This window comes from Streptomyces sp. NPDC044571 (genome assembly GCF_040647115.1).
Lineage (GTDB): Bacteria > Actinomycetota > Actinomycetes > Streptomycetales > Streptomycetaceae > Streptomyces.
Map to the genome: position 1 here is coordinate 1 of NZ_JBEZBN010000102.1, position 11,167 is coordinate 11,167.

Below are 11,167 nucleotides of genomic sequence, written 5' to 3' on the forward strand. Positions count from 1 at the left end.
GGAGAAACGCCGGTGGGCTGTCGCCCCCGACGGCCCGAACGATGCCGCGGGCAGCTGCTGCCAGGTACAACCCGAGGTGGCAACGAAGACGATCGCGGCCAGTACTTCACGGTCACCATGCCGACGTCGGCCACCGCCTTGAGGCCGCGACGGCGCCTCCGGCACCACCCGCTGGAACAGCTCCCACAACTCATCCGGCACCAGCCGCTCAACAATCCCCGCCACGACCGACAGCCTACCCAACCATCCAAATGAGATGACTTCTAAGGCGCCACTGCGGGCACCGCTTCTTCCGGTGAGCGGGGCCGACTGATACGTGCTTCAGGGGAGAACAGGGTCCCCTCTTCCGCCAGAAGCTCGACCCCGGCCTCCGGACCCTTTTCCATCCTGTAGCCCGCCAAGAGCTCATCCCGGTGCTGCGGCCGGAGAACGGCCGCGATAGCCCGGCCAACGGCCTCGGCGACCGGCGGCGGGAAGGCATTGCCCACCTGGCGGTAGCGCGCAGTCTTGCCACCGACGAACTTCCAGTCGCGGAAGCCCTGGACAGCGGCAGCCTGGTCCACCGTGAGCATCGGACCGCCCGCGCGGAAGAGGTCCCGGTCGGGCACGGCCTCGTGTTCGTCGTTGGCGACGCCGCTGGCATTCACGCCCAGCGCCGCCCACGCCTTCTTGGCGCGGGTAGGACCGAGGTCGGCGCCGCCGTGCTTCCGGGAGCCGCCGACGAGAGTGGGGGCTACAGTGAGGCCGCGGTCCTCCGCCTCCTTAGCGTCCCTCTTCCATTTCGCGTAGACCTCTTTCCCTGTCAGGACTTCATCGCCAACTTTGAATTCGACATCCCAGTAAGCCCCGTACCGCTTCTCCATTGTGGTCCGGAGCGTTTCCATCAGGGTTTCCCCCGGAAGGCCGTCCTTGACCGGCCAGACGAAGTCTCCGCTGTTCGCTACGTCTTTATGGAAAGCGACCAGGATGGCCCGTGGGCGCAGCTGTGGGACCCCGAACGCATTGGCGTCCATGCGGCGCCAGACGCGCCGCATCCGCTGGTCCTGCTGCCGCGGGGTCATGGAGGCAGGTACGTCGGGAACCGTGTAATCGAGCTCTTTCAGCTGCTCGATGATGTAGCGACGGTATTCGATGAATACCTCCGGAGGCTCAAGGATTCCCCGGACGTTCTCGATCATGATGGCGCGCGGCTTAAGGTCGTCGACAATCTTCAGCATGTCCGGGAATAGGTCCCGCTCGTCGTCCTTGCCGAGCTGCTTGCCCGCGAGCGAGAAGGGCGGGCAGGGGACTCCACCGGCGAGCAGGTCGATCTTCTTTTCACCTAGGGCCTGGATTTCCCGGTGCTCACGAGACCCCAGGAACCTACGGACATCGGAAGGGCGCAGCGCATCGACCTTCTCCTGTGTCCAACCCGGCCAGGTGCCGACATTCGCCTTCAGCGTCTCGACAGCATGGGCATCCCACTCGACCAGCGCGGCGTGGTCGAAGCCAGCCTGGTGGAGCCCTGAGGCCTGGCCGCCCGCGCCGGCGCAGATCTCGACGGAGACCAGCGGATCATCGAAGTGGGGGCGGGGTCGCCGCGCGGTCATCCCTGGTCTCCTCATGTGTGGCGCGAAACATCCAGTGTGGCAGGTAGGCCAGGATGCATCCTCACACGAGCTTTGGGCGCCGGCTGCACTTGCTGCAATTCCGGCGCCCGTCTGCTGCTAGCGCTGTCTTAGATGCCGGAGCAGGGCGGCGACATCGGCCGGCGCCAAACCGGCTGCCACTGAGGGCTCTTCCTGCAGGTCCGCGAGCTGCTGCACAGTGGGGTCGTCGAGGATCTTGCCCATGAACTCCAGCTTCTGGTCGAGGCGGGCTTCCACAACCTCGTCGATGGTTCCGCGCACCGCCAGGACAGTGACGCGGGTCTCAGTTCCTGGCGCCAGCCCGAGGCGGTGAATGCGGTCGAGGCTCTGCAGGTACCGGCCGGCTACGAAGTCGCGGTCCACGTATACGGCGTCGTGGCAGACATGGTGGAGGCTGATGCCTTCGCCCAGCGTAGCCGGGTTGGAAAGCAGCACATGGCAGTCTTCGCTCTCGCGGAAGCGCCGAATCTGCTCCTCGCGGTCTGTAGTACCGCCGTGTACGACGGCAGGCGAAAATTCGGAGAGCAAGCGCTCCAGAGTGGTCAGGCTGCGGACAAACGTTGTCCAGACGAGTGTTTTCCGCCCATCTTGGGCATTTTTGGCAATTATTGCTGCCGTTTCCTGGTATTTCGGAGACAGTTCGTAGTCTGGAAGGTCCCGCATCAGCGAGTAGAGGGAGTGGGTCCGCGGGATCTCGAGAGGTGGCAGCTGGTAGGCCAGGGGCTCGTAGCGGCTTCCGCCGTCCAGCAGGAGGGCAGGGCTAGTGGCCGCCATCAGCAGGCGCAGCGCCGTCTTGCCCAGCGCGCTCAGGTCGTCCTTGCCTGCCCCCGACTCCTCGCTGCCGACCAGGGCCTCATAGATATCGGCGTGGAGGGGCGGCATGTCGACGTAGCGGACGCGCGGCTCCATCGGCGGCAGTCCGAGCTCTAGCTTGGTCGTCCTGGTGAACAGCGGGCGGAGAGTGCGGCTGGCCGCCGCAAGGTCGCCGCCGGCCACCGCGCGCGCCACCGCCCGCTGGCCGTGGCCAGGCCAGACGAAGCCGAGCAGGTTCTCAAGGTCCTTCCGGCCGTTGGGCGCCGGGGTACCGGTGAGGATAAGGCGGCGGCGGGCCAGCGGTCCCAGCGCCATACAGGCGGCGCCGTAGGTGCCGCGGACACCGAGTTTCATCCGGTGTGCCTCGTCGAGGATGAGCATGGCCGGCTCGGACTGGAGCCATGCCGTCAGAACAGGCAGAGCCCTGTCGAGCCGTTCGTAGTTGACGATCAGGACTTCGGCGTAGTCGTCCATCGTCCCATCCACCACATGCGGACGCAGGCGGTGGCGGAAGCAGACCGCCGTTTCGTACTGCCACGATTCGTAGGCGGACTTGGGGCACACAACGAGGAGGCGGGAGACGTTCCCGCGTGCCTTCTCCACGGCGTACACACCGAGTGCCGCCCGGGTCTTGCCGGCGCCGGGCACGCTGAAGTTGGCGCCGTGCTGGAGGGACAGCAGCTTTGCGATGTCCCGCTTCTGGAACTCTCCGAGCTCGGCCTGCCACTCATCGCCCAGCAGCGCGGGCACGTCGTCCGGAGCTATCTCAGCCGCAGCTGCGGCTTCCGCGTCGGCGAGGCGCCGCTCGACCTTGGCAGCGTCCTGGATGCTGCCGACGACAAGCTGCTGGAGGTCCGGGGCCCATACGACGCCGACCTGGTCGGGCCATTCGGCGAGCTGGTCGACCCTGGTCAACAGATCGTCGACGTCGGCTACGACGGTGGTGGGGCCCAGGTGGCCGGCGGTGCGGAACCGTCCAGCCAGCTGAACCAGGGCATGTGCGTACTCTGCGGATGCCTTGAAGACCACCTTGGTGCGCGTCTCGTCGAACTCAAGTCGTAGAGACGGGGTCTCGGCGCTCCCCGGGCTCACGCGGCGCTGCCGGAAACCGCATCGATCAGCCAGGCGACGCCGGCACCGGGGGCGTCGCTGATTTTCTCCGCCTGTGCGGCGAGTTTGGTCAGGCTCGTACGCAGCTGCAGCAGGGCGTCGTCGAAGGCCTGCGCGTCGAGGCTCCGGGCGGCGCGCGCCTGGACGAGGTCGACCGTGCACTGGTCGATGGCGGAGCATGCGTCTGCAAGTCGGGCGGGAGCAAGCTGCTTGCGCTTGCGGACGCGGGCGTCGCGGCCGGCATCGTCAATGGCCTTGTCGAAAGCGGCCTTGGCCGCGGTGACGAGTTCGCGGGCGGCCGCCTTCTCACCGTTCGGCGGCTGCAAGCTGTCAGCGACGGCCTTCGCGCGCAGTACGCGGTCGTTCAGAGCCCGAGCGGCGGAGACCCGCGAGGTGCTGCCCTTGACGGAGATCCCGAGACCGGGAATGGCAACGGACTCTTCTGCGCTCGCCTCCTCCGCCAACTCGGAGGGAAGGGACTTCGACAGGTAATCGGCCTTGGTGAACTCCTCGTCGATGTGGCGGACGTCCGTCTTCGAGAAGCCGAGCAGGATCGCGCAGAGACGCCATTCCTTGATCACCTCGGCCTCGTCGGCTTCGACTTCGGAGAGGTTCTTGTAGAGACGTTCGAGCTCCTTGAGCTTCTCCTGGTCCATCTCGAAGTCGATCAGGCTGAGCGAAGCTCCGCCGGTCCGGCTGCGCTCGATCAGCTCGCGGATCGTGGCGAGGATCCACCGCTCCTGGTGGTAGGTCTTCACCTGGATGCGGAACTCCCGGGCGATGTCCTCGGGGGTCCGGCCCAGCTGGGCCTGTTCCTCCATCGCGAGGAGCCGGTTGATGTACGAGTAGTCCCGACGGTGGTCTTTGCGCAGCTGGAGTGACAGCTCGACGGCGTTGATGTCCGCCCACGTGAACGACGACGGGAGCACGCCAACCCGCATTGAGGTCTGGCCGGCCTCGCGGAGTGCAGCGGCACGGGTGTTCCCGTTGACGAGCACACCGTGGTGGGTGACCAGGCCGGGGTCGTTCTGCCCGTACTGGAGCAGGCTCTCCTTCAGTTTGTCGAAAGCCGTGTCGCGGACACGGGGGTCCGAGGGATCAGCCTTCAGCAGGTCGGCCAGGTAGCTCTGGCCGTCGGCGCCGTAGGGGTCTGCATCAAGCTGCTGGTCCCGAGCCGGGTTATGGGTCCGCTGTGCCCGGATGCGATGCGTTCCCGGGTTGAAGTAGAGGCTGTCCAACGGCAGCTCGATGACCTCGACGTGGATGGTTTTTCCGTTCCAGTCGACGCTTACCGTTTCGCGGGTGCCCCCGGCGGCCTTGACGTCCTCGAGCCGCTTACGAATAAGTTCGCTGAACTCTTCAGCGCGCGGCGGCGGCGCAAATTCCCGGAACACAGTCCACACCTCTCGCTTTTCGATTTATCGGCGTTGTTGCTGTATGTGGTGCAGCGTTCTATTTCTATTGGTCCAGTCGAACGGCTGCCCGGACGGCCTGCCGGGACGGCTCCGGAAGGGTCTGGAGAACACCCCACACCTTCTCCAGCGCTCCGCGGGTCCGCTGGCCGGCCTCGATCCACGAGGACAGGGCACCCTTTTCGATCGGGCTCAGCAGTGCCACTTCGGCCAGCAGCGCCCCAAGGTCGACCGTGCTGCTGTTGCTGGCGACGCACTTGCCACAGACGGTAACCAGCTGTTCCTCCGTCGTTCCGTCGGCGAGGAGCACCTTGCGGCGGGCGATGGCAAGCTGAGAGGTGCCTGACGACCCGTCCGGATACTTCTCGCCCACACCGATTCCGCAGGTCCGACACAGGAAGCTGTCATCGCTCCAGACCTTCGCCCGCTGCGTCGAGGTCAGAGTGGTCTTCTGCTTGGCGGCAGCGGCCTGGCCGGGAAGCCAGATCTCTGCACCCCGGGTCACGTATTTCTGCTCCTGCTGCTTCAGCGCAGGGTCCTCGCGGTGCGTGTCGATCTGCCAGTTGTGATCGCGGAGTTCGCGGACGCGCCGGTCGATCTGGGCGACATCGGGGAACGCCTGGCGCAGCTCGGCCTTCGTGAAGACGCCGCCGACCCCCACCTGGGTCTCCAGCCACAGCGCCGCCCGGATCTTCGCGCCGAACTTCGGGTTCTGCCAGGAAGGCAGCCCGCTGCCATTGCTGATGGTCATTCCGATACTCCGTTCAGAGAAGTGAAAGGTGGAACCAACATGCGGGTGCAGGCCGGACCCCGAATAGATAAAGGGGTCGGCGGTGTCGATCTTAGCCGGAATGAAGTCCCGGGAAGCAATCTGGAATTCCTTGGGTCGTCGGTGACTTGCGCCACATGGCGGAGTTATTCGGGTCGCTGGCAATCGGCAGACCGTCTGGGAGGCGCGTCATCCCCAGGTTATTTCACATCGCACCACTCCCTGTCCAGGGGTTTCCGCGTTGCCATTTATCTGGCAACTCTATTGGTGTCAGATAAATGGCAACGTTCGGAATCCTGCATTCCAGCAGCATTGGTTCCGGATTGAAGTTAAGGTTCTGGAGTGCGGGCGGTCGTGGCGCCGGTGCACCGCCCTGCGCCGCGGGGGTGTGCGCGGGAGAGGTGCAGAGGTAGCGGGACGGCAGTGAGGGGAGCGCTGAGTGCAGCAGGTTGCAGGGGTGGCGTCCGCCGGGGGCGTGGGCCGCAAAGGGTTTGCAACACGCTATGTAAAGCCGCTGGCCAGGGCGGCCCAGGAAGGGCCGCCAGGCGGTACTGAGCGGCGGATCTCCCAGCGACGCCTTGTTGAGATGCTCGGTGAGCGGGGATGTGAAGTCAGCCCGAGCGCCCTGACCCGTTACCTGAACGGCGAGAGACGGCCGGAGTTGGACTTTGTGCGCGGCCTTCACCGCCTCGCAGCTGATCGCAGCGGATCCCCCACCCCGGCTGGGATCGGTTGGGATGTCGTCGCGGAGGCGTATGGGCGCCTCGTCTGGTGCAAGAACTGCGCCGCCCTCAACGACGCCGTTGCGGTCCTTCGCGCGGAGAACCAGGAGCGGGCAACGTCGTTGGACGCCCTGGCGGAGGAAGTAGCCGGCTTGCGAACGCTCGCAAGAGCGGTTCGGCGGCGAGCGGCGCTTGCGCCGGTCCCCCCGGCGGAGGGGGACCGGCGGAGCGAATCGTCTGACATCGCCGCCGCCCGGAGCTTCGCCGCGACAACGGCGGAGCTCCACTCCAGCGGCCGGCCTGAAGACGCTGCGGCTGCACTCGCAGATGCGGTTCGGTTTCTGACCTCGGAGGAGGCGGTCGCTGCCCTGGAGTTCCTCCACTCGGGTCGGCACACCCAGCTAGAGGAATCTTTCGGGCACATGGTCGCTCGTGAGCGCTCGGCCGGGACAGTGATCGAGGTCGCGGTCGAACTCAAGGAGCGCCGCATGGCCGCACTGGCCGACGCCATCCTGAAGGCTGCAGCAGTCGGGGCGGCCGTGCGAGGTGGGTGGGGATGAAGCCGACCCCCCTCGGGGTCCACGCCAGAGTCGGCGTCCCCGAAGGGGTGTGAGGCCCGTCGTTGCCGGCGGGCCTGTGAAGGAGTGTCAGGCTGACTTTCCGTGGCACTCGGCGTACGGCTTGCCCGAGGTGCACCAGCAGGGGGAGGTGGGCGACGGGGGCCAGGGGGTGGCTTTGCCGCGGGCAGCCAGGGTCGTGGCGTATTCCGGGAGCAGGGAGGGGGAGGCCGGGGAGGTTTTCTCCGAGGCCGCGAAGGCTTCGTACGAGGGGACGCTGGCGGTGACGATGCCCAGGTTCGTCGTGCCCGAGGCGGCCAGGGCGCGGAGGGCGGTTTCGATCTCCCGGAGGTGGGCCTCGTGCGAGGGGTACTCCGAGGCCAGGGTCGGGTAGCTGGTCAGGAGCTCGGCCAGTTCGCGCTGGGGCCAGTGGAGGATGGCCACCGGGAAGGGGCGGGAGAGGGCGGCGCGGCGGTCGCCCAGTTCGGCGCGGAGACGGGCGATCTCGGCGCGGAGCTCGGCCGGGTCGTCGGAGCCGAGGGCCCAGATGCGCTTCGGGTCGTGGAGCTCGTCCAGCGGGATCGGGCCGATGTGGCGGGTGTCGGCCACCATGTCCCACTCGTCGTGCGGGAGCCCGAGCAGGCGGCGTACGCGGTGCCGGCCCGTCAGCAGGGCCGTGGTGGCCTGGGTGAGGGGGGTGCTGTCGGTGATCAGGAGGGTGGCGGCCTGGGTGAAGCACTCCTCCGAGTCGGTCAGCTCGTCGTGTGCTTCGAGGGCTTCCGCGATGACCGCCCAGGGGGCCGGGTCCGTGGGCGCCGCCGCGCGGATGCCCTGGATCAGGGCACGGGCCTCGGGCTCGTGGCCGTACTCCCACAGGTTCGCGGCCTGGAGGGCCTTGATGAGGTGGGGGTTGGCGGGGGAGCCGGCGAGGAGCTGGTCGTACAGCGCGCTGGCGCGGTCCCGGGAGTCGGCCAGTTCGAGGTGGGCCGCGGCCTGGAGGAGCAAGGGCTCCTGGTCCTCGGGGTAGCGGGTCGCCGTGCGGATCAGGCGCTCGGCTTCGGCGATGTGCTCGGCAGGCGTGTCGGGGCGCATGGGTCACACGGTACTGGCCCTGGTCTGCTGAGGGGGGAGGTCTTAAGGTGCCGCCCGTGCGGGATCACATGCGTGTGGTGGTGCAGGCGGGTGGCCGGCGCGGGCGCCGGGCGCGTCTGGCGGGGATGCTGTGGGCCGCCGCCGAACTCGCCGTCACCGTGGGGGTGGTGGTGTTGTTGCTGGTGGTGCACCAGGTGTGGTGGACGAACCGGCAGGCGCGTGTCGCCGCCCGGCACGAGGTGGCCCGTTTGGAGGGCGCGCCCCTTCCCGATGCGGCCTCGTCCCCTCCTTCGGATCCGGCTCTTCCCGAGCCGTCCTCTTCCGGGTCTCCTGCCGTGCCGTCCCCGTCCCGGGCCGCTGATCCGGTGGCGGGCTCCGGGGCGCCCCCGTCCTCCCGGGGCCCCGGTTCGGCCGCCTACGCCGTGCTGCGCATCCCGCGGCTCGGGGTCGTCGTGCCCGTCGCGCAGGGGGTCGACAAGCGGGCCGTGCTGGACAAGGGGTACGTCGGGCACTACCCCGGAACCGCGCAGCCCGGGGAGGAGGGGAACTTCGCGCTCGCCGGGCACCGGAACACCCACGGGGAGCCCTTCCGGTACGTCAACCGGCTGCGGGCCGGTGACGAGCTGACCGTGGAGGTACGGGGCCGGCGGTACGTGTACGTGGTGGGCAAGGCGCTGGCGCAGACGGGTGCGCGGGACACCGGGGTGATCGCCCCGGTGCCGAGCAGTACGGCCGGGCCGGAGTACGGGTACGGCGAAGCCGGCGCCTACATCACGCTCACCACCTGCACGCCCGAGTACACCTCCCGGTACCGGCTCGTGGTCTGGGGAACTTTGAAGCGGTGACCGGCCGTTGAGTGGGCGAGAGGGGGTGGTCCGCATGGGTCGGGCATGGATGGCGCGCATGGTGGCGGTCATCGGCTCCCTCGTGCTGCTCGGGGGCCTGCTCGGGCTGCTGTTCGCCGGGGAGGGCGGGCTGGGCGCCGTCGTGGTCGCCCTCGCCGCGACCGTCGCCGTGGGCGCCGCCGCGCTGGCCGCCCGGCTCGTACGGCCCGTGCCGCCGCACCGAATACGCACCGCCCTCCGCGATCGCGAGCAGCGCACGGCGTTCCTGCCGCAGCGCGATCCCGATGCCTCGGGCCGGTCGCGGCCCAGGGCGCCCGGCCGTCTCGTCCTGACGGCCGCGTAGGGGCGCATCGCCTTCCGCTCGCTCACTGCTGATCACCGTTGTCGCCCCTCGCGGGTCGTCGCGCCGAAATGCATCTGCTTCGACGTTCGACGAGACCCCTCGGAGGGCCCGCGTGTCCGTTTTCATCCACCTTGTTACCGAGCTCGGCCGGCTTCTGGAGCCGGTGCTGGCCGAGTCCGCGACCGCTGCCGCGATCGTGCTGTTCACCGTGCTGGTGCGCCTTGCCCTGCACCCGCTGAGCCGTGCGGCCTTTCGCGGTGCGACCCCGGCGGCGGGGTGCCTGCCGCTGCTGTTGCAGCTGCCGGTGTTCTTCGTGATGTACCGGGCGTTCTCCACGTCCGGCGAGCTGCTGGGGCACCGGTTGTTCGCCGCGCCGCTGGGGGCCCGGTGGGCCGACGCGCTCGGGGAGGGAGGCGTTCTCGGAGCCCAGGGACTGGTGTTCCTCGGGCTGTTCGCGGCCATCGGTGCAGTCGCGGCGTGGAGTGCGGTGCGCGGGCGGCGGGCGGCCGCCCTGGCCGGGCCGGGCGCTGCTCCCGTCCCCGGGGGCCCGGTGACCGCCGAGCAGCAGGAGATGCTGCGCAAGCTGGGCGGCGTGCTCCCGCTGCTGTCGTTCGGGACGCTGATCACCGCTGCCGTGGTGCCGCTGGCCGCCGGGCTGTACCTGGTGACCACCACCGCGTGGTCGGTCGCGGAGCGGGCCTGGCTGCAGTACCGCAAGGAGCGGGCTGCCGGGCCGGGCGCCGGGGCGGCGGTGCAGCCGGCCGGCGGAGGCGGGCGTTCCAGGATGTGAACAGGGTGTTGCGGACGGGCCGGACTTCTTGGAGGATCGACCAATCCTCCGATGGCCGCAACCCATCGTCCGGCCCGGGGCATGCCCGTGGGCCGACCACCCTCGACCACGGGAGAATGCCCATGAAGCTGCTGCGTGTCGGACCGGTCGGTGCGGAACGCCCCGCGCTGCTCGACCAGGACGGAACCCTGCGCGACCTCTCCGGCCTGATCACGGATGTGGACGGCGCCGTGCTCGCCGACGAGTCCCTGCTGTCCCGGGTACGGGACGCGGCGGCCTCCGGGCAGCTCCCGGTCCTGGACGCGGAGGGCCTGCGGATCGGCGCGCCGATCGGCCGCATCGGCAAGATCGTGGGCATCGGGCTGAACTACTTCGGGCACGCCGCCGAGATCGGCGCGGAGCCGCCGGCCGAGCCCATCCTCTTCCTGAAGGCCGCCGACACCGTCGTCGGCCCGGACGACACCGTCCTCATCCCGCGCGGCAGCGTGAAGACCGACTGGGAGGCCGAGCTCGGCGTCGTCATCGGCAGCACCGCCCGCTACCTGTCCTCCGCCGAGGAGGGCCTCGCGCACGTCGGCGGCTACACGCTGGTCAACGACGTCTCGGAGCGGGAGTTCCAGATCGAGCGCGGCGGCACCTGGGACAAGGGCAAGAACTGCGAGACCTTCACCCCGCTCGGCCCGTGGCTGGTCACCGCCGACGAGATCGCGGACCCGCAGACCCTCGACGTGAAGCTGTGGGTCAACGGCGAACCCCAGCAGGACGGCAACACCGCGGACCAGATCTTCCCGGTCGGCGAGGTCGTGCGGTACCTGAGCCAGTTCATGACGCTGTACCCCGGCGATGTCATCGTCACCGGTACGCCGGCGGGCGTGGCCATGGGCCAGCCGGAGCCGAAGCCGTACCTGCGCGCCGGCGATGTCGTGGAGCTGGAGATCGAGGGACTCGGCCGCCAGCGCCAGGAGTTCAAGAGCGCGTAGCGGAGTCCGCCCGGGGAGACCGCGCTCGTCGTCATCGAGCCGATCCAGGGCGAGAACGGCGTCGTCGTACCGCCCGCCGGGTACCTGACGGCCGCCCGCGAGATCG

At 68.8% G+C, this 11,167-nt stretch carries 11 protein-coding genes; 5 read left to right on the plus strand and 6 right to left on the minus strand.

What is annotated here, in order from left to right; all coding sequences use genetic code 11:
• From AB0B01_RS30165 to AB0B01_RS30185, 5 genes are all read right to left on the minus strand, one after another.
• Window positions 1-234 (minus strand): transposase (locus tag AB0B01_RS30165; RefSeq protein ID WP_361725981.1); only part of this gene is annotated, 234 nt, incomplete at its 3' end.
• 29 nt (window positions 235-263) lie between these two features.
• A complete protein-coding gene (gene dcm / locus AB0B01_RS30170; protein WP_361725951.1) occupies window positions 264-1,589 on the minus strand; it encodes a DNA (cytosine-5-)-methyltransferase in 1,326 nt (441 codons plus the stop codon).
• A 117-nt stretch (window positions 1,590-1,706) separates the two neighbouring features.
• Window positions 1,707-3,533, minus strand: a complete 1,827-nt coding sequence (locus tag AB0B01_RS30175; RefSeq protein ID WP_361725954.1) for a DEAD/DEAH box helicase — start codon at window positions 3,531-3,533, stop codon at window positions 1,707-1,709.
• Window positions 3,530-4,945 (minus strand): hypothetical protein, encoded by a 1,416-nt coding sequence (locus AB0B01_RS30180; protein ID WP_361725957.1) that lies wholly within the window; start codon window positions 4,943-4,945, stop codon window positions 3,530-3,532. The genes AB0B01_RS30175 and AB0B01_RS30180 overlap by 4 nt, the downstream gene beginning before the upstream one ends.
• A 64-nt stretch (window positions 4,946-5,009) precedes the next feature.
• Complete coding sequence (locus AB0B01_RS30185) at window positions 5,010-5,714, minus strand: hypothetical protein (RefSeq protein WP_361725960.1); 705 nt, start codon at window positions 5,712-5,714, stop codon at window positions 5,010-5,012.
• Between the two features lie 457 nt (window positions 5,715-6,171).
• On the opposite strand from AB0B01_RS30185, the gene AB0B01_RS30190 reads away from it, so the two are divergent.
• Window positions 6,172-7,014, plus strand: coding sequence for a helix-turn-helix transcriptional regulator (locus tag AB0B01_RS30190; protein WP_361725963.1), 843 nt, complete (start codon window positions 6,172-6,174; stop codon window positions 7,012-7,014).
• An 87-nt stretch (window positions 7,015-7,101) separates the two neighbouring features.
• On the opposite strand, the gene AB0B01_RS30195 is transcribed toward AB0B01_RS30190, so the two are convergent.
• Complete coding sequence (locus tag AB0B01_RS30195) at window positions 7,102-8,103, minus strand: SEC-C domain-containing protein (protein WP_361725966.1); 1,002 nt, start codon at window positions 8,101-8,103, stop codon at window positions 7,102-7,104.
• Window positions 8,104-8,159: 56 nt separating this feature from the next.
• Between AB0B01_RS30195 and AB0B01_RS30200 the strand changes: the two genes are divergently transcribed.
• From AB0B01_RS30200 to AB0B01_RS30215, 4 genes are all read left to right on the plus strand, one after another.
• Window positions 8,160-8,948 (plus strand): class E sortase, encoded by a 789-nt coding sequence (locus tag AB0B01_RS30200; RefSeq protein ID WP_361725969.1) that lies wholly within the window; start codon window positions 8,160-8,162, stop codon window positions 8,946-8,948.
• Between the two features lie 34 nt (window positions 8,949-8,982).
• On the plus strand, window positions 8,983-9,291 hold the full coding sequence (locus AB0B01_RS30205) for a DUF6412 domain-containing protein (protein WP_361725972.1): 309 nt from the start codon (window positions 8,983-8,985) through the stop codon (window positions 9,289-9,291).
• Window positions 9,292-9,403: 112 nt separating this feature from the next.
• On the plus strand, window positions 9,404-10,081 hold the full coding sequence (locus tag AB0B01_RS30210) for a YidC/Oxa1 family membrane protein insertase (RefSeq protein WP_361725975.1): 678 nt from the start codon (window positions 9,404-9,406) through the stop codon (window positions 10,079-10,081).
• A gap of 122 nt (window positions 10,082-10,203) precedes the next feature.
• Window positions 10,204-11,061, plus strand: coding sequence for a fumarylacetoacetate hydrolase family protein (locus AB0B01_RS30215; protein ID WP_361725978.1), 858 nt, complete (start codon window positions 10,204-10,206; stop codon window positions 11,059-11,061).
• Window positions 11,062-11,167 lie beyond the last annotated feature (106 nt).

Coding starts and splice junctions, on each gene's coding strand:
- dcm (WP_361725951.1), bottom strand. CDS start 1,589: ATGACCGCGCGGCGACCCCGCCCCCACTTCGATGATCCGCTGGTCTCC.
- AB0B01_RS30185 (WP_361725960.1), bottom strand. CDS start 5,714: ATGACCATCAGCAATGGCAGCGGGCTGCCTTCCTGGCAGAACCCGAAG.
- AB0B01_RS30195 (WP_361725966.1), bottom strand. CDS start 8,103: ATGCGCCCCGACACGCCTGCCGAGCACATCGCCGAAGCCGAGCGCCTG.
- AB0B01_RS30205 (WP_361725972.1), top strand. CDS start 8,983: ATGGGTCGGGCATGGATGGCGCGCATGGTGGCGGTCATCGGCTCCCTC.
- AB0B01_RS30215 (WP_361725978.1), top strand. CDS start 10,204: ATGAAGCTGCTGCGTGTCGGACCGGTCGGTGCGGAACGCCCCGCGCTG.